The 17,029-nt window shown below is 66.7% G+C and carries 14 protein-coding genes, 1 tRNA gene and 1 pseudogene; 9 read left to right on the forward strand and 7 right to left on the reverse strand.

Translation table 11 applies throughout. The annotated features are described in order from the left end of the window. Positions 1–259 precede the first annotated feature (259 nt). Together G6N15_RS22995 and G6N15_RS00180 are read left to right on the forward strand one after the other, a co-directional pair. Positions 260–1,939, forward strand: coding sequence for an ATP-binding cassette domain-containing protein (locus G6N15_RS22995; RefSeq protein ID WP_169922543.1), 1,680 nt, complete (start codon positions 260–262; stop codon positions 1,937–1,939). Positions 1,940–2,033: 94 nt separating this feature from the next. Then, positions 2,034–2,282: a hypothetical protein gene (locus tag G6N15_RS00180; protein WP_083090118.1), complete on the forward strand. Its 249-nt coding sequence runs from the start codon at positions 2,034–2,036 to the stop codon at positions 2,280–2,282. A gap of 18 nt (positions 2,283–2,300) precedes the next feature. On the opposite strand, the gene G6N15_RS00185 is transcribed toward G6N15_RS00180, so the two are convergent. Continuing rightward, complete coding sequence (locus G6N15_RS00185) at positions 2,301–3,413, reverse strand: esterase-like activity of phytase family protein (RefSeq protein WP_083090117.1); 1,113 nt, start codon at positions 3,411–3,413, stop codon at positions 2,301–2,303. Further along, positions 3,413–4,132: a VIT1/CCC1 transporter family protein gene (locus tag G6N15_RS00190; RefSeq protein WP_083090120.1), complete on the reverse strand. Its 720-nt coding sequence runs from the start codon at positions 4,130–4,132 to the stop codon at positions 3,413–3,415. Before G6N15_RS00190 ends, G6N15_RS00185 begins: the two co-directional genes overlap by 1 nt. Positions 4,133–4,214: 82 nt before the next feature. On the opposite strand from G6N15_RS00190, the gene G6N15_RS00195 reads away from it, so the two are divergent. After that, positions 4,215–6,155, forward strand: coding sequence for an acyl-CoA dehydrogenase family protein (locus G6N15_RS00195; RefSeq protein ID WP_083090116.1), 1,941 nt, complete (start codon positions 4,215–4,217; stop codon positions 6,153–6,155). Positions 6,156–6,263: 108 nt separating this feature from the next. Here G6N15_RS00195 and G6N15_RS00200 read toward each other — a convergent pair. Both G6N15_RS00200 and G6N15_RS00205 read right to left on the reverse strand, forming a co-directional pair. Then, positions 6,264–7,549, reverse strand: a pseudogene (locus G6N15_RS00200) (IS110 family RNA-guided transposase). Positions 7,550–7,870: 321 nt separating this feature from the next. Next, positions 7,871–7,943 (reverse strand) — tRNA-Asn (locus G6N15_RS00205). 144 nt (positions 7,944–8,087) lie between these two features. On the opposite strand from G6N15_RS00205, the gene G6N15_RS00210 reads away from it, so the two are divergent. Then, positions 8,088–8,336: a hypothetical protein gene (locus G6N15_RS00210; protein ID WP_083090115.1), complete on the forward strand. Its 249-nt coding sequence runs from the start codon at positions 8,088–8,090 to the stop codon at positions 8,334–8,336. A gap of 5 nt (positions 8,337–8,341) precedes the next feature. Here G6N15_RS00210 and dnaG read toward each other — a convergent pair whose 3' ends face one another. Further along, positions 8,342–10,246 carry a DNA primase gene (gene dnaG / locus G6N15_RS00215; protein ID WP_083090114.1) on the reverse strand — a complete coding sequence of 635 codons (1,905 nt, stop codon included), beginning with the start codon at positions 10,244–10,246 and terminating at the stop codon, positions 8,342–8,344. A gap of 72 nt (positions 10,247–10,318) precedes the next feature. Between dnaG and sodC the strand changes: the two genes are divergently transcribed. Both sodC and G6N15_RS00225 read left to right on the forward strand, forming a co-directional pair. Then, a complete protein-coding gene (gene sodC / locus G6N15_RS00220) occupies positions 10,319–10,921 on the forward strand; it encodes a superoxide dismutase[Cu-Zn] (protein ID WP_083090113.1) in 603 nt (200 codons plus the stop codon). Between the two features lie 137 nt (positions 10,922–11,058). Further along, positions 11,059–11,340: an ANTAR domain-containing protein gene (locus tag G6N15_RS00225; RefSeq protein WP_083090112.1), complete on the forward strand. Its 282-nt coding sequence runs from the start codon at positions 11,059–11,061 to the stop codon at positions 11,338–11,340. A gap of 20 nt (positions 11,341–11,360) precedes the next feature. On the opposite strand, the gene G6N15_RS00230 is transcribed toward G6N15_RS00225, so the two are convergent. Continuing rightward, entirely contained in the window at positions 11,361–12,608 is a 1,248-nt protein-coding gene (locus tag G6N15_RS00230; protein ID WP_139798072.1) for a deoxyguanosinetriphosphate triphosphohydrolase, read from the reverse strand. Positions 12,609–12,662: 54 nt separating this feature from the next. Between G6N15_RS00230 and G6N15_RS00235 the strand changes: the two genes are divergently transcribed. Then, entirely contained in the window at positions 12,663–14,657 is a 1,995-nt protein-coding gene (locus tag G6N15_RS00235; RefSeq protein WP_163747874.1) for a TPM domain-containing protein, read from the forward strand. A 6-nt stretch (positions 14,658–14,663) separates the two neighbouring features. Here G6N15_RS00235 and G6N15_RS00240 read toward each other — a convergent pair whose 3' ends face one another. Then, positions 14,664–16,055, reverse strand: coding sequence for a glycine--tRNA ligase (locus G6N15_RS00240; RefSeq protein ID WP_083084543.1), 1,392 nt, complete (start codon positions 16,053–16,055; stop codon positions 14,664–14,666). A 197-nt stretch (positions 16,056–16,252) separates the two neighbouring features. Between G6N15_RS00240 and G6N15_RS00245 the strand changes: the two genes are divergently transcribed. Further along, on the forward strand, positions 16,253–16,609 hold the full coding sequence (locus tag G6N15_RS00245) for an ArsR/SmtB family transcription factor (protein WP_232070514.1): 357 nt from the start codon (positions 16,253–16,255) through the stop codon (positions 16,607–16,609). Beyond that, positions 16,606–16,995 (forward strand): Fur family transcriptional regulator, encoded by a 390-nt coding sequence (locus G6N15_RS00250; protein ID WP_083084537.1) that lies wholly within the window; start codon positions 16,606–16,608, stop codon positions 16,993–16,995. The genes G6N15_RS00245 and G6N15_RS00250 overlap by 4 nt, the downstream gene beginning before the upstream one ends. Positions 16,996–17,029: the final 34 nt, after the last annotated feature.

Here is a 17,029-nt window from a genome sequence, read left to right on the forward strand (position 1 = left end):
TGAAATGCGCTCGCCGACCACGGAAATGCAGTCGACTGCCTCCGAGCCGGAAGCCGACAAAGCTACGCCGCCCTCCCCGCAGGCAGGTGAGCATGAAAGGCAAGGTTTCGCGGAACCGGTTGGCGGTGCGGTGCAGATGCTTCCCCGCCCCGCGGCCCGGCCACATGAGGAAGCGGCGACCACCCGCCTGCCGGCTGGCGAGAGGGTGGCCGAGGGAGCGCCAGCGGCCGAAGCAGCGTCGACGGCCGAGGAAGCGCCGATGTCCCGTCAAGCACCACGCGCCCGCGAACTGCGCGCCCATCAATTGGGGCTGGACACCGATGGGCGCCGACTCCTCGACGATGTATCGTTCACCGCCACCCGCGGCACGCTGACCGCGGTTGTCGGGCCGACCGGCGCGGCCCTGTCCGCGCTGGTCGGCATGCTCGGCGGGGCGGTGCAGCCCAGCGTCGGGCAGGTCTTGTTGGACGGGCACGACGTACACGCCGAGTACATGCGCCGGTACGTCGGGATGGTGCCGCGCGGCGACCTGATACACGCTGCGCTCACCGTCGAACAAGCGTTGCGCTATGCGGCCGAACTACGGCTACCGCCGGGCACCTCGGCTGACGAGCGTCGGCGGGCAGTGAACGAGGTTCTGGGCGAGCTGGGGTTGACCGCGCAGCGCACGCTGCAAGTCGGCCACCTCTCCGACGAACAACGTCGACGCGCAACGCTGGCAATGGAATTGCTTACCCGGCCGCCGCTTCTGGTTCTTGATGAACCGACCGCCGGGCTCGACCCGGCGCAGGAACGACAGATGATCGCGACGCTGCGCCGCCTCGCCGATTCCGGCCAGATTGTGGTGCTGGCGACGACGTCGTCGAGTCACCTGGGGTCCTGCGACCAGGTTGTGCTGCTGACGTCGGCCGGCACCACCGCGTTCGCCGGGCCGCCGGACGAGATCGACGCGGCGATGGGCACCAGCGACTGGTCGCGAATCCTCGAGTTGGTCAACGCCGATCCCGACGGCGCGCATCAGGCTTTCCTGGAACGCCGGCCGGTCGCAGCCGTGCCACGGCCGGCAGCGCCTCTCGGCCGTCCCGCCCGCCTCAACCTGGGCCGTCAGATCGCTGTCGCTGCTCGTCGGCAGGCCTGGCTCATTTTCGGCGATCAGCGCTACGCGATTTTTCTGACCATCCTGCCGCTCTTCTTCGGTGCGCTGGCGCTGGTCGCGCCTGGCGACACCGGCCTGGGCCCGGCGGACCCATACGGCACCGGCCCAGACGAACCCGTTGAAGTCCTGACGGTGCTCACCGTCGCGGCAGTGTGCATGGGGGTGGCGCTGACGATCCGCGACCTGATCATCGAACGCAACATCTTCCGGCGCGAGCAATACCTGGGGCTGTCGACATGGGCGTATCTGGCCGCGAAAATTCTGGTCTGCAGCGCGGTCGTCGCGGCGCAAACGGCTTTCCTCACCATCATCGTGATGGTCGGCAAAGGCGCACCCACACGCGGCGCGGTCGTATTGGGCAGCGCCCCCTTCGAGCTGTACGTGAGCGTCACGGCCACGGCGATCGTCTCGGTGATCGTGGGTTTGGTGTTGTCGTGGGTGGCCCGCTACAAGCAGCTGATCCTGCCGATCGGTGTGCTGGTGATCCTGCTGTCACTGATGTTCTGCGGCGCGATGTTCCCGCTGGCTGACAGGGACGGCGTTGCGCAGGTCTCGTGGTTGTTCCCGTCCCGGTGGGGATTCGCGGCTTCAGCTTCCACCGTCGACTTGCACTCGATCGCTCCGCTGGCCGACTACGACGCACTCTGGGCGCATTCAGCTGGCCGGTGGCTGTTCGACATGGCGATGCTGCTGGTCTTGGGAGCAGTGGCCACAAGCTTGGTGTGGTGGCAACTGCGTCCACCGGCCCCGCCGAAAAAAGTCGAGCCGGCGCCGCAGCAATGAGATAATTGCCAAAACCCGACAATGATTTGGCGTAGATGTATACCCCAGATAGTCTGACCCAGCAATTGAGTTGGGGGCGTAGGTGGGGGTATTGATGAAGCGCAAAGCGGAAAAGGCCGCCGACAACGGCGAGGGCCAACTGGCCGTGAATTCGCGGGTACGCGTATACCCGGGCACGGACCAAGAGGACCGCGGGATTGTCGTCGAGGATTTCGGCGAATCGGCTGGGCAAGCTGTCGATGTCGGGAAATACCACATCGCCGATCCCGCCCGACGATGGGCCGTGATGCTCGACGGTGGGAACCTCGTGTTCGTCGACAGCGACCAGCTGGTCGCTGAATAGGTTTCGCGGTCGATTCCGCTACATCGAAAACAACAAAAACTGGGTGACCTGTGCGGCCGAAAAATTGTCGTCGCTGACCAACACCACCGATTGGCGGCCGTCAGCCAGCTTCGGACCAAGCGTGATGCCTTCGATGTTGTCCAGCGGCGAAAGCCCGCGGGTAGCGGACATGTCGACGGCCAGTGATTTGGTCATCGGGCGCAGGGGCCGATTGACCATCGACGGCACGGGAAGCACGTCGGTCGCCTCGCCGATCTCGGCGCGAAAAACCCGGATCGTCGGGTGTCCGCCGCCGGAACGTTCCACCACGAGAAACGCTGTATCCGACAGCGCGACCAGATCCGAGACACCGTTGGACGCATCGAAGCCGGGTGCCCGCTCCAACGGATAGGCGTATTGCGCCACCGGTGTCCGAGTGTCGACGTCGAATTTGGTAATGCGAGTCAACGCGCCGTGCTCGCGGTCTGGCGGATCACCGTCGTTGTAGCCCGGTTCCTCCATCGCGGCGAACACAAACCGCCCATCGGGTGTGAGCGTCAGCCCCTCCAACGCGGAATTACGACGCGGCCCAGCGTCATTCGCCGACATGGCAAGCCCCGGCGGCAGTTGGAACTGGCCCAAGTAGCCGCCGCCCAGCGCGGCGATGCGAATCCACGGGTCGAGCAGCACCGGCTTACCGGGGGTGTCGGTGATCCGCTCGCCCTCCGACGACCAATACAGCCGCTGCCGCAGCGAATCGAAGGCGATCCCTTCCGGATCGGGCGGAACTGTCGGCGGGGACGTTTGCAGCGACAGCGGCCGAAACGGATGGCCTGACTCGTCTAGCAGCAGGTCGACGTCGGTGAAGGTAACGTCACTGATTCCCTTGTCCGACAAGGACAGTCGCACGGTGTAAAAGCGCGCTGGGTTGACGGCCGAGCGGTCGTCGCTGATCACGTAGTACACCTGACGCTTGGGGTCGTAGCTGATCGCCGACACGCCGCCGATGACCGTGTCGCGGAACCTCGCGGCATGCACAACCTGCGCCTGACCGATGTAGTGCAGTGACGGCGGGGGCGCCGGTGTGCTGGACGTGGCGCATCCGGCCAGCCACAGGCAGCACACCACCAGCAGCCGACTCACGGCCCGCATCACGTCACGGTCGCGATGAGCAAACCGACAAGGTAGGTGGCCGCGATCGCCACGGCTCCGAAAAGCAGCTGCCGGGATGCGGACCACCACACCGGTTTACGGGTGAACCGGGCGGCCAGACCGCCGGCGATCAGCAAGCCGATCCCACCGCATACCAGCCCCGACCACAGCGACCCGTAGCCGGCCAAGTACGGGATCAGCGGAATCACCGCGCCGATCGCGAACATCGCGAACGACGAGGCGGCCGCCACCCGGGCCGACGGCAACTCGCTGGGATCCAGGCCGATCTCCTGCACCAGATGGAAGTTCACAGCGCGGTTCTCGTCCCGATGGATTTCGGCGGTGGCGACCTGCGCGGTCTGCTCCGTCATCCCCATCTCGACAAGCATGTCGACCAGCTCGGCCCGTTCGGCTTCGGGACGCACCCGCAAAGCGCGGCGTTCCACGTGGGCTTCGGAGCGGACCTGCTCGTTGGCGGTGGTGACCGATGTGTACTCGCCCAGCGCCATGGAAAACGCGCCCGCCAGCAGACCGGCGATCCCGCTCAGCAGCACAGTGTGCGCGTCGCCGCCGGCGGCCACGCCCGCGATGAGGCCGGTGTTGCTCACCAACCCGTCCATGGCGCCGAACGCGGCGGCACGCAGCCAGCCCCCGCTCACATCGGGATGGCGGTGACCGACGTCGTAGGGCCGTTGCGGATCAGAGGCTGGGATGGGCATGGCGCTATCTAAGCCGACGCCGGGCTCGGTGGACATCACCGACTCCTGCCCACGCGCCGACAGCGGCGGGTTACCGTCGGGTATGGCGTCACATCCGACAAACATTGCCGAACATCTGCGCAACACGCTCGATGGGCGTTGGCGCGACGCGAAAAACGAGATGCGGCTGCGGCTCTCAGACGAAATTTTCCGGCCGCACTACACGCCCAACACCGTGATCGCCCGCACCAAGGTGGCCGAACAAATGAAGATCATGGCGGCTGCGGGCGCAGCCGAAGACGCCTTCAAGAAGGATCATGGCGGCACTGGTGACCTCGGTGCGGCGATCACGCAGATCGAGATGCTGGCCATGTCGGATTTGTCGCTGATGGTCAAGGCCGGAGTGCAGTGGGGCCTGTTCGGCGGCGCTGTGGAAAACCTGGGCACCGAGCACCACCACCGGACGTACGTGCAAAAGATCATCAACCTCGAGCTGCGCGGCTGTTTTGCGATGACGGAGACCGGCCACGGCAGCGACGTGCAGTCGCTGGAGACGACCGCGACCTACGACCCCGCGACCGAGGAATTCGTCATCGACTCCCCTACGCCCACCGCGCGCAAGGATTACATCGGTGGAGCAGCCGAAACCGCCAGGGTCGCAGCGGTATTCGCGCAGCTGATCACCACGGAGAACGGTGCGCCGGTCAACCACGGCGTGCACTGCTTCATCGTTCCGATCCGAGACGCCGACGGCAACGATCTACCTGGGGTGACGACCTCAGACTGCCTGTACAAGGGCGGCCTGCCGGGCGTCGACAACGGTCGCATTGTGTTCGACCACGTCCGCGTCCCGCGGCAGAACCTGCTGAACAAATACGGCGACGTCGCCCCGGACGGCACCTACAGTTCGCCGATCGAGAACCCCAACCGCAGGTTTTTCACCATGCTTGACACGCTGGTGCGCGGACGGATCACAGTGGGCGGCAGCGCGGGCGCGGCGGCTCGCGTCGCCCTGGACATCGCCACCCGATATGCCTTGCAGCGCAGGCAGTTCAGCGCACCCGGCGACGAGCGTGAAGTGCTGCTCATGGACTACCTGGTGCACCAGCGCCGGCTGCTGCCGCTGATCGCACGCTCATACGCGTTGCAGTTCGCGCAGAACGAGCTGGTCGGCAAGTGCCACGACATCCAAACGGCCGACGAACCGGACGCCGAGGAGCAGCGCGAGCTGGCCTCCCGCGCGGCCGGGCTGAAGGCGGCCAACACCTGGCATGCCACCCGAGCGATTCAGGAAGCCAGGGAAGCCTGCGGCGGGGCGGGCTACATGGCCGAGAACCGGCTGATCGCGCTGCGCGCCGACACCGACGTGTTCACCACCTTCGAGGGCGACAACCACGTGCTGACCCAGTTGGTGGCCAAGGAGCTGCTGACCGCCTACGCCGACGACATTCGCAGTATGAGCCCCGTCGAGTGGGTTCGCTTCGCAGCCAACACGGTCGGTACCCGGGTGCTGAAACGCACTGCGGCCGAGGCCATCATCCAAACCGTCGTCGACGCCCGCCAGGACAGCGAGGAAGAGGGCAGTTTGTTCAACCGCGGCACCCAGGTCAAGATGTTCGAGGACCGCGAGGAGTATCTGCTGTCGTCGGTCGCCCGCCGGCTACAGGGCAAGTCCAACGAGATGTCGGAGTTCGACGCGTTCAACGCGGTGCAGGATCACGTGCTGCACGCCGCCAGCGCGCACGTCGACCGGGTGGTCCTAGAAGCCTTCGTCGCCGGCATCGACTCGTGTGAGGACGAAGAAGCCCGCCACGTGCTCGACTTGGTGTGCGACCTGTATGCGCTGTCGGTAATCGAGGACGACAAGGCCTGGTACATCGAGCACCGGTTCCTGTCCACCGACCGGGCCAAGGCGGTCACCCGCGGCATCAACGACCGGTGCCGGGCGCTGCGACCGTATGCCCAGACGCTGGTCGACGGCTTCGGGATCCCGGAACCGCTGCGCTACGCCGAGATGCTGCACCCGGAGAACCTGCCGAACTAACTCTGGCGAACAGACGCAAAAGTCCCGTGACACGCCGAGAAGAAGGGGCTTTTGCGGCTCACTCGAAAATGAGGCGACCCCTTGCTGATGAGTCGCTGGCATTAGGTGTTAGGCGGCTTGGGTGGGTGGCTCGAGGGTGACTTTGTATCCCAGGCTCTCCAATTGCTTGATGGCTCGTGCCTTGGCTTTGCCGGGCTGGTGTCGGGTGTAGTAGTCGGGGCCGGGATCGCGGTAGAAGGCGCCGTTGGTCAGCATGTTCCAGGCGTCGGTGAGCATCTTGTGTTCGATGGAGACTAGGGCGATCTGGCCGGCGATCGACATACCGGCGGTTTTGTCTCTGCGCGATTGGGCGGCCCGGCGCCGGCCGGCGATGCGCCGGTAGCGGATGCTGTAGTAGGTGTCTTTGGTGCGAGCGGCCGACAGGGCTGCCACGCCGAGCGCGGCTTTAAGGTGACGGTTGCCCGGGCGGGTGGCGCCCGATTTGACCCGGCCTGCTGACTCGTCGCAGCCCGGCACCACCCGGCCCACGACGCCAGGTGCGCGGCGGTGGGAAATACGCTCATGTCCGCACCGGTTTCGGCGATGAACACATCGGCCACCAGCCGCGACCAGCCCGGGATGCTCATCAGCAACTCCCGGATGGGTCGAAAGGGAGCGATCGCCTCCTCGATGCGTGCATCCAGGCGGGCGATATCGGCGGTGTGGGCATCGATGCGATCCAAATACAACCGCACCATAAAGGCGTGATGCTCGGTGAACCGTCCGCGCAGCGCCTCGGTGAGCGCTGGGATCTTTTGACGCATCCGTTGTTTGGCCAGATCAGCGAGGACCACCGAATCGCGTTGGCCGGCGATCAGCGCTTCTAGCATTGCCCGCCCGGAGACTCCGACGATGTTGGAGGCCACCGCGGAGAGTTTGATTCCGGTGTCTTCGAGCAGCTTCTCCAGCCGCTGAATCTCTTTGGTGCGCGCCCGGGTGATGGTGGTGCGAGCCCGGGTCAGATCGCGTAACACCCGAATCGGCTCCGGCGGCACAAACGAGGCGCGCAGCAGCCCGTGGGCGCCCAGATCGGCCAGCCACGCCGCATCCGAGACATCGGTCTTGCGCCCGGGCACATTGCGCGCCGCCTTGGCATTGACCAGCATCACGTTCAGCTGGCCTTCGAGTAGGTAGTAAAACGGCTTCCAGTAATCGGAGGTGGATTCGATCACCACACAGGAGACCCGCTCAGCGAGCAGATGCTCGCGTAACGCCAGGATCTCGCCGGTGGTCGACCCCCACGTACTGACCGTTGTCGACGTGCCACGCCGCCCTCGGCCCTGAACCCGAACGCAGACCTTCGCGTCTTTCTTCGACACATCAATGCCCGCGCACCGCGGATGGATCACCTCCATGGCCGATCACACCCTTTCCGTCCAGATATCTTGTGGTGGAGCGTGTTTCGGAGAGGGCGAAAACAAAACAGGAGTCTCACTCACGTGCTCACAGGCAACAATCCACCGCCCCCGCACAACCACCAGGGGGTGCCCTCCAGCCACCAAGCTGCTCGCCGTGCTCACCGGCAACACAGACGCAACGGGGTCACCGAAACACCCCTAAAGCGTCAACCCGCACCGGCCCGCGAAGCAACCACCCACCCAGCCGAACGGCCAGTGCTAATTTTCATCTTCCACCGCGGGGCGAAGCCCCCCTGGCAGCTGCTCGCGGGTATTGAGCTCCCCCGGCTGGACTCGAACCAGCAACCCTTCGGTTAACAGCCGAACGCTCTGCCAATTGAGCTACAGGGGACTGCCCGATCCACGCGGATCGGGGGATGACTCTAGCTTACTGACGCACCGGTGCCCAACCAGACGGGATCAGGGCCGCGGCGAGCGACAGCCCGGCGCGTGAGGCAGGATGGAGCCGACCGCACTGTCGTGGGGAGGAACCGTTTTGATCCGGTATGCCGTTGTGCTGGGACTGGGGTATGTGCTGGGCGCGAAAGCCGGGCGCCGTCGCTACGAGCAGATCATCGGCACCTACCGCGCCGTCATCGGCAGCCCCGCCCTCAAGTCGATGATCGAGGGGGGCCGGCGCAAGCTCGCGAACCGGGTCTCCCCCGACCCCAGGATGGTGACGTTGACGGAGATCGACACCACTACCAGCGTTCTGCGGCCGCAGCGGCGGGAGAACGCGACCTAGGCACGTCAGGCGGTGAGATCGTCGCCGCTGGCCTGCTCGAGCAGGCTGCGCCGGTAAGCCTCCATCGCCACCAGGTCGCCGAACAGGGCGTGGTACTCGTCGCCCTGTTCGACCGGTGACATGCGCTGCAGCTTTGACTTCACCTCGGCGATCTGCCGGCCGACCCACACCTCCTGCAGGCGGGCCAGCACCCCGCCGATGTAGCGGGGCAGCTTGTTGTCGTCGTCGACCCGGATGGCCTCCACGCCCAGCTCGCTGACCAGCCCGGCGACCGCTGCCGACGCCGTCTGCCGCCGCACCGCGTCGATCCACTCGCCGCCCGTGATACCGGCGCCGGTGCCCCCGGCGGCGTCGATGGCGGCACGCACGGCAGCGTAGCCCGGATGCGTGAAGCTCTCGACCGGCAGCGAATCGAACACCGGGCCGGCCAACGCCGGATACTGCAACGCCGACTTCAGCGCCTCGCGCTGGGGCCACAGCGTGGGTTCCCGCGGATCGGGACGCAGGGCAGCGGGCTCTGCGGCGCCGGTGTCGCCGCGTGGCGGGGCCGCACGGTGTGGCCGGCTGTGCGTCGTGGCGCTCTTGGCCTCCTCACGCACCCGGCCGATCACCTGGGCGACGTCGTCCCAGCCGACCCAGCCGGCGAGTTGGCGCGCGTACTCGTCGCGCAGGGTGGGGTCCTTGATCTGCGCGACCATCGGCACACAGCGGCGCAGCGCGGCCACCCTGCCCTCGGCGCTGTCCAAATCCATCTCGGCCAGCGCTGAGCGAATCGCGAACTCGAACAACGGCGTTCGCCGCGCCACTAAGTCCCGCAGTGCGGCGTCGCCGTGTGCCAGCCGCAGATCGCAGGGATCCATGCCTTCGGCGGCCACCGCGACGAACGACTGGCCCGCCAGGTGCTGCTCACCGGCGAACGCCTTGAGTGCTGCCGCCCGGCCGGCCTCGTCGCCGTCGAACACATAGATCAGTTCACCGCGAAAGAACTTGTCGTCCATCATCAATCGGCGCAGCATCGCCAGGTGCTCGTCGCCGAACGCGGTGCCGCACGACGCGACCGCAGTGGTGACCCCGGCCAGATGCATCGCCATCACGTCGGTGTAGCCCTCGACCACGACAGCCTGATGACCCTTGGCGATGTCGCGCTTGGCCAAGTCGATACCGAACAGCGCCGACGACTTCTTGTACAGGAGCGTCTCCGGGGTGTTGACGTACTTGGCCTCGATGGGATCGTCGTCGAACAGCCGCCGCGCCCCGAAACCGATCACCTCACCGGCCGCGGTGCGGATCGGCCACAGCAGCCGCCGGTGAAACCGGTCGATCGGGCCACGACGCCCTTGCCGCGATAAGCCGGCAGCTTCCAGCTCCTTGAAGTCGAAACCCTTGCGCAGCAAGTACTTTGTCAGCGAATCCCATCCCGACGGCGCAAACCCGCAGCCGAAGTGGCGGGCGGCGTCGGCGTCGAAGTTCCGTTCCTGCAAGTACTGGCGGGCCGGACCTGCTTCGTCGGATTCCAGCGCGTCGGCGTAGAACGCCACAGCGGCGGCGTTGGCGGCCACGAGCCGGCTTCGGGTGCCGCGGTCGCGCTGCACGCTGGTCGCCGCGCCGGTGTAGGTGATCGTGTAGCCGATCCGGTCGGCCAGCAGCTCGACCGCCTCCACGAAGGTGACATGCTCGATCTTTTGCACAAAGGCGTAGACGTCGCCGCCTTCCCCGCAGCCGAAGCAGTGGAAGTGCCCATGGTTGGGGCGCACATGAAACGACGGTGATTTCTCGTCGTGGAACGGGCACAGGCCCTTGAGCGAGTCGGCGCCGGCGCGGCGCAGCTGGACGTAGTCGCTGACGACCTCGTCGATGCGGACGCGCTCCCGGATGGCGGCGATATCGCGATCGGAGATACGGCCGGCCATCGGCATAGTGTAGAGCGGCCAAACGACGATGCGGCCCGTCCTGACCGTAGCCGTGCCGATTAGGGTCGATCCATGATCAAGCCCGCCACCATTGCCGCCATGTTGCTGTCCCTGCCCGTCGTCTCCGTGGCTGCCTGCAGTCCTAACCAGCACCCCAGCAGTGAGCCGGGCACCACCCCAGCCATCCGCAGCGGTTCGCCGACGGCTTCGCCTACCAGCTCGACAGCGGGCGCGGAAAAGCTGACTGCGCAACTGAAAACGGCTGACGGCCGGCCCGTCGCCACGGCCACCTTCGAGTTCGCCAACGGCTATGCCACCGTCACCGTGAAGACCGTCGCCACGGGCATCCTCACGCCGGGTTTCCACATGATGCACGTCCACTCGGTCGGAAAGTGCGAACCCAACTCCGTGGCTCCCACCGGCGGCCCTTCCGGCGATTTTCTCTCCGCCGGCGAGCACTACCAGGCGCCCGGCCATACCGGCGAGCCCGCAAGCGGGGACCTGCCCGCGCTGCAGGTCCGGAAGGACGGTGCGGCGCTGCTGGTGACCACCAGCGACGCGTTTACCCGCGACGACCTGTTGGCCGGCAACAAGACGGCGCTGGTGCTGCACGGCGCCGATCACACTCCGGACGCCGAAAAGCGGATGGCGTGCGGAGTCATCGGCACGGGATAGCCGCCCAGATATAGCAGCGGTCACGAGTGCATACCGATATCAGCCGGGCTGTGGCGTAACGGAGAACCGGCGCAAACCATTGCCAAGTGCGCTCATGCGGGCGAGCGCATCGGTATGGCACCACAGGAGGTAACCGCATGACGGACTGGGTTCCCGCCCAGATCTCACTCGACGTACACGGTCGGCGCATTCTCGACACCGCCGGCGGCATCTTGATGGGTCTCCGCCGGTGCAGTTCGGAGGCCGCGTTTCATGAGCTTCACGGCGCGGCACAACGTCACCGGATTCCGGTGTGCACGATGGCATGGGCATTGGTCCACCTCGCTGGTGGGCGCAGGCATTCCCCGGATTCGTTGCGCGGCGCGCAATCGGCCGCATCTTACGAATGGGGTCAGCTTTTCGCCGAATCTGCCGTGTGAAGCCCCCGGGGTCGCGAGTGCTATGCGGCCTCGATCCGCTCCAGTCGTCCTTCGGTGTAGGAGGCGATCTGGTCGACGATGACCCGCAAGCGGGCACGGTCGTCGGCGGCGGTGTTGAACGCCGGGACAAAGATCGGGTCCAGCGTTCCGGGGGCGCCGGCGAGCAACCACTGCGCCACCCGATGGATGCGTTCGCGCTGGCAGGCCTGCATGTCGAGGTGTCGCGGATCGGACATGATGAACTGCAGCGCCAGAGTTTTCAGCACCGCGACCTCGGCGCGCACCAAGTCGGGCACCTGCAGATCGGCCGCATACCGCGCCAACGGCCCAGATCCGGCGGCGGCTCGGGTGGCCGCGATCGCCGCCGAGGCGAACCGGCCCACCAGCTCGCTGGTCAGCCGCTTGAGCGCCACCGCGGCCGCGAGCGTGGCGTCATACTTACCGACCGCGGCGACCACCGGAAGCCCCGACAGCCGCTGCGCTCCGGCCGCCAAGTCGTCGGCGCTCAGCCGCGGGTACGCGGACTCACCCAACGCTGCCAGCGCCGCGGCGGCGTCATCGTCGGCCAGCACCCGCAGGTCGATGCGTCCGGACACGACACCGTCCTCGACGTCGTGCACCGAATACGCGACGTCGTCGGCCCAGTCCATCACCTGCGCCTCCAGACACGCCCGCATCGGCGGTGCGCCCTCACGCACCCAGGCGGCGGCGTCGCGGTCCTCGTCGTAAAAACCGAACTTGCCGCGGCCCTCGGGACGCGCCCACGGATATTTGGTCACCGCATCCAGGGCCGCGCGGGTCAGGTTCAGCCCGGCGCTATTTCCTTGGGAATCAAGGACTTTGGGCTCCAAGCTGGTGAGGATGCGGAAGTTTTGGGCATTGCCCTCAAAACCGCCGCAGTCTGCTGCGACCTCGTCGAGCGCCTGTTCGCCGTTGTGGCCGTATGGCGGATGCCCGATATCGTGCGCCAAGCCCCCGAGGTCGACGAGGTCGGGGTCGCAGTCCAGCCCGATCGCCATGCCGCGGCCGATCTGGGCCACTTCCAGCGAGTGGGTCAGCCGGGTGCGCGGGGTGTCGCTTTCCCGGGGCCCGACGACCTGGGTCTTGTCCGCCAGCCGACGAAGCGCGGCGCTGTGCAACACCCGGGCGCGGTCGCGCGCGAAATCGGTGCGGTGCTGGCCTTGGGTGCCGGGCAGGCCCGCGGTCTTGGGCGCTTCGGGCACCCGCCGCCGGCGGTCGAAATCGTCGTAGGGCTCCTGCTGATTCATTGAGCGCCAGTCTGCCAAAGCCATGCGGCGTACCGCGTGGCTACATTGGCGAGCATGCGCATACCTCGCCTGCTCGGCGTGATCCTGGCCATTTTGGCAACGGCACTGCTGTTGGCACCGGTGGCCGCCGCGCAACCGCCGTTCCGGTTATCCGACTACGTCACCGACGACGCGGGCGCACTGACCGGCGCGGGACGCGGCGCCGTCGAGGCGGCGGTGAACAAGCTGTACACCGATCGCCACATCCGGCTGTGGGTGGTCTACGTCGACACGTTCTCCGGGCAAGGCGCGGTGAGCTGGGCGCAGAGCACCCGCAGCGAAAGTGATCTCGGAGACTACGACGCGTTGCTGGCGGTGGCCACCGTCGACCGCTCCTATGGGTTTCTCGTGCCGTCGACGGTGAAGAGCGTCACCTCGGGTCAGGTCGACGATCTGCGGCGCAGCCAGATCGAACCCGCCCTGCATCGTAGCGACTGGAGCGGCGCCGCGGTGGCCGCGGCCAATGGGCTTGACCGACCGCCAGGTTCGTCGGCGTGGGCGCCGCTGCTGATCGCGTTGGGCGTCATCGCCATCGGGGTGCTCGTTTTGGTGGTCGTCATGCGCTACCGGCGCAGGCGCCGGCACGCCGCCGCGTTAGCCGCGGCGCGGCGGGCTGACCCCACTGATCCCGATACGCTTGCCGCGCTTCCGCTGGACGTGCTCGACGACTTGTCGCGGTCGAAGGTGGTTGAAGTCGACAACGCGGTGCGCACCAGCGCCAACGAACTGGCATTGGCGATCGAGGAGTTCGGCCAAGAGCGAACCGAGCCGTTCACCCGCGCGGTCAACAACGCCAAAGCCGCGCTGACACAAGCATTCAACGTCCGACAGCAACTCGACGACGCGATACCTGAGACGCCCGAGCAGCGTCGTCAGCTGCTGACCAATGTGATCGTGTCGGCGGCGCGGGCCGACCGCGAACTCGAATCGCAGCGACAGGCGTTCGAGCAGTTGCGGGACTTGGTGATCAACGCGCCGGCGCGGCTGGACGGGCTGACCCAGCAGGTTGTCGAGCTCACCGCCCGGCTGGCGCCGGCAGAACAGCGGCTGGCCGAGTTGCACAACGAATTCGACGCTGCCGCATTGACTTCGGTGTCGGGCAATGTCGCGGCCGCCAAGGAGCGGGTGGCGTTCGCCGAACAAACCGTCAGCCGGGCACGCGAATTGGCGACCCGACCGGTAAGTGGGCAGCAGAGCGCTTTGGTCGACGCGGTGCGTGCCGCCGAATCGGCGCTCGCCCAGGCCCGTGCGCTGCTCGATGCCATCGACAACGCCTCCAGCGACATCCACCGCGCTGTGGAACAGCTGCCGTCGATGATCGCCGACGTGCAAGCGGGTATCGAGCAAGCCAACACCTACCTGCACAAAGCGGACGCTCCGCATGCCGGTGCGCTGGCCGCTGCGCGTGACGCGGCGGTCACGGCCGTCGACGCCGCGCGCAGCAGCGGCTCTACCGATCCCCTGGGCACGTTCACCCAGTTGAGCAAAGCGCACGCGGACCTGGACCGGCTGCTGGCCACGATCGCCGAGGAGCAGGCCAGCGCAGAGCGGCTCAACCGCACCCTGGAACAGGCGTTGTTCACCGCGCAGTCGCGGGTGCGCGCGGTCTCCGACTACGTCGACACCCGCCGGGGCAGCATCGGTCCGGAGGCGCGTACCCGGCTCGCCGAGGCGAGCCGGCACCTGCAAGCGGCCCTGGATAAGCGGACCACCAACGTGGCCGACGCGATCGCCCACGCCAACACCGCCGCGACACTGGCCGCCGACGCCCAGGCGCTGGCCAACGCCGACGTCGAGGCTGCGCAGCGCACTTACGTCGGCCGCTACGGCGGTGGCAGCGGTATGGGCGCGATGATGGGCGGGCTCATCATCGGCGACCTGCTGGGCGGCGCGATGCGCGGCGGCTTCGGCGGTTTCGGTGGCGGCTGGGACGGCGGCTGGAGCCCGACCTCGTTCGGCGGTTCGGGACCCTCCGACGGCGGGTTCATGGGCGGGGGCGGACGGTTCTGAGCCGCCCTAACAGGAGCGCAGCCGGGGCGCCAGGTAGTCGGCGACCGCGTCGATCGCGATCCTTTCCTGCGCCATGGTGTCTCGTTCGCGCACGGTGACCGCCTGGTCGTCGAGCGTGTCGAAATCCACCGTCACGCAGAACGGAGTGCCGATTTCATCCTGGCGCCGGTAGCGCCGACCAATGGCGCCGGCGTCGTCGAACTCGACATTCCAGCATTTGCGCAATTCCGCGGCCAGGTCACGGGCCTTGGGGCTCAAGTCGGCGTGCCGCGACAGCGGCAACACTGCGGCCTTGACCGGCGCCAGCCGCGGATCCAGCCGCAGCACCGTGCGCTTGTCCATGCCGCCTTTGGCATTTGGCGCCTCGTCCTCGCTGTAGGCGTCGACCAAAAACGCCATGAACGACCGCGTCAGCCCGGCCGCCGGTTCGATCACATACGGGACGTACCGGGTATCGGTGACGTTGTCGTAGAACGACAGATCGACACCGGAATGCTTTGAGTGCGTTGATAAGTCGAAGTCGGTGCGGTTGGCGACACCTTCCAGCTCGCCCCACGGGTTGCCGGGGAAGCCGAACTTGTACTCGATGTCGACGGTGCGTGCCGAATAGTGAGACAGCTTGTCTTTGGGATGCTCCCACAACCGTAGGTTGTCGGGTTTGATACCCAGGTCGATGTACCACTGCAGCCGGGTGTCAATCCAATACTGGTGCCATTCCGGCGCGGTGGACGGCTCGACGAAGAACTCCATCTCCATCTGCTCGAACTCGCGGGTGCGGAAGATAAAGTTGCCGGGTGTGATCTCGTTGCGAAAACTCTTGCCTGTCTGGGCGATTCCGAACGGTGGCTTGCGGCGCGCGGTGGTCACCACGTTGGCGAAGTTGATGAAGATGCCCTGCGCGGTTTCCGGCCGCAGGTAGTGCAGTCCCTCCTCGGTCTCGATCGGCCCGAGATAGGTCTTGAGCATCATGTTGAACTCGCGCGGCTCCGTCCACTGGCCGGGCTCGCCGGTGTCGGGATCGCGGATGTCGGCCAGACCGTTCGGCGGCGGATGGCCGTGCTTTTGCTCGTAGGCCTCGATGAGGTGGTCGGCTCGGTAGCGCTTATGGGTGATCAGCGACTCCACCAGCGGATCGTGGAACACCTCGACATGCCCGGAGGCGACCCACACCTCCCGGGGCAGGATGATCGAGGAGTCCAGGCCGACGACGTCGTCGCGGCCGGTGACCACCGAGCGCCACCACTGCCGCTTGATGTTTTCCTTGAGCTCCACGCCTAGCGGCCCGTAGTCCCACGCCGACTTGACGCCGCCGTAGATTTCGCCGCACGGGTACACCAAGCCGCGGCGTTTGGCGAGGTTCGCCACGGTGTCGATGACGGACGCCACGGGCTGGTGCACTCCTGTCTCGGGTGGGGATGAACGCGGATGGCCGTGAGCCGCGAGCACCAGTCATCGTAACGACCGGCGCCGCGATCTTTGACATGCGTCATCGTGCATGTGACAGTGGAAGTCAGCCGACAGCGATTCCCAACCGCCCTGCTTGAAGGTAATGACTCATGTCCTCGTCAACGTCACCAGTAGCCGACGGCCCGTCAATGGCGGCTGTCGGCTCTGAGCTGGCGGACGAGCACGAGCACGGGTTCTCGGCGTTCCCAACGCCGCCGCCGCGGGAAATCCTGGACGCCGCCGGTGAGCTGCTGCGCGCGCTGGCTGCACCGGTGCGCATCGCGATCGTGCTGCAACTGCGCGAGTCGCAGCGATGCGTGCACGAGCTGGTCGACGCGCTGGGCGTACCGCAACCGCTGGTGAGCCAGCACCTGAAGATTCTCAAGGCTGCCGGCGTGGTCGCCGGTGAGCGGTCAGGCCGCGAAGTCCTCTACCGACTGGCCGACCACCACCTGGCGCACATTGTCATCGATGCGGTCGCCCACGCCGGTGAGGAGCGCCCGTGACCGGATCGGGCGTTCGCTCCACCCGCCAGCGGGCGGCCATCGCCACGCTGCTGGAAACCCTCGACGAGTTTCGCTCGGCCCAGGAACTGCACGACGAGTTGCGCCGCCGCGGCGAAAACATCGGCCTGACCACCGTCTACCGCACGTTGCAGTCGATGGCGGCGGCGGGAATGCTGGACACGCTGCGCAACGACACCGGTGAATCCGTCTACCGCCGGTGCTCGACGGACCATCATCACCATCTGGTGTGCCGCAGCTGCGGCTCCACCGTCGAGGTCGGCGATCGCGAGGTCGAGGCGTGGGCCGCGGAAGTAGCGGCCGAACATGGCTTTTCCGAGCCCAGCCACACCATCGAGATCTTCGGTACGTGCGCGGAGTGCCAGTAGACGCATCTGCTGGCCGCACAAAACTTCCACGCCC

This window comes from Mycobacterium noviomagense (assembly GCF_010731635.1).
Classification (GTDB): domain Bacteria; phylum Actinomycetota; class Actinomycetes; order Mycobacteriales; family Mycobacteriaceae; genus Mycobacterium; species Mycobacterium noviomagense.

Bases quoted from the DNA above. Each gene is read 5' to 3' on its own strand.
- G6N15_RS00190 (WP_083090120.1), bottom strand. From the start codon at position 4,132: ATGCCCATCCCAGCCTCTGATCCGCAACGGCCCTACGACGTCGGTCAC.
- G6N15_RS00180 (WP_083090118.1), top strand. From the start codon at position 2,034: ATGAAGCGCAAAGCGGAAAAGGCCGCCGACAACGGCGAGGGCCAACTG.
- G6N15_RS00195 (WP_083090116.1), top strand. From the start codon at position 4,215: ATGGCGTCACATCCGACAAACATTGCCGAACATCTGCGCAACACGCTC.
- G6N15_RS00245 (WP_232070514.1), top strand. From the start codon at position 16,253: ATGGCGGCTGTCGGCTCTGAGCTGGCGGACGAGCACGAGCACGGGTTC.
- G6N15_RS00185 (WP_083090117.1), bottom strand. From the start codon at position 3,413: ATGCGGGCCGTGAGTCGGCTGCTGGTGGTGTGCTGCCTGTGGCTGGCC.
- G6N15_RS22995 (WP_169922543.1), top strand. From the start codon at position 260: ATGTCCCGTCAAGCACCACGCGCCCGCGAACTGCGCGCCCATCAATTG.
- G6N15_RS00225 (WP_083090112.1), top strand. From the start codon at position 11,059: ATGACGGACTGGGTTCCCGCCCAGATCTCACTCGACGTACACGGTCGG.
- G6N15_RS00235 (WP_163747874.1), top strand. From the start codon at position 12,663: ATGCGCATACCTCGCCTGCTCGGCGTGATCCTGGCCATTTTGGCAACG.
- dnaG (WP_083090114.1), bottom strand. From the start codon at position 10,246: ATGGCCGGCCGTATCTCCGATCGCGATATCGCCGCCATCCGGGAGCGC.
- sodC (WP_083090113.1), top strand. From the start codon at position 10,319: ATGATCAAGCCCGCCACCATTGCCGCCATGTTGCTGTCCCTGCCCGTC.
- G6N15_RS00230 (WP_139798072.1), bottom strand. From the start codon at position 12,608: ATGAATCAGCAGGAGCCCTACGACGATTTCGACCGCCGGCGGCGGGTG.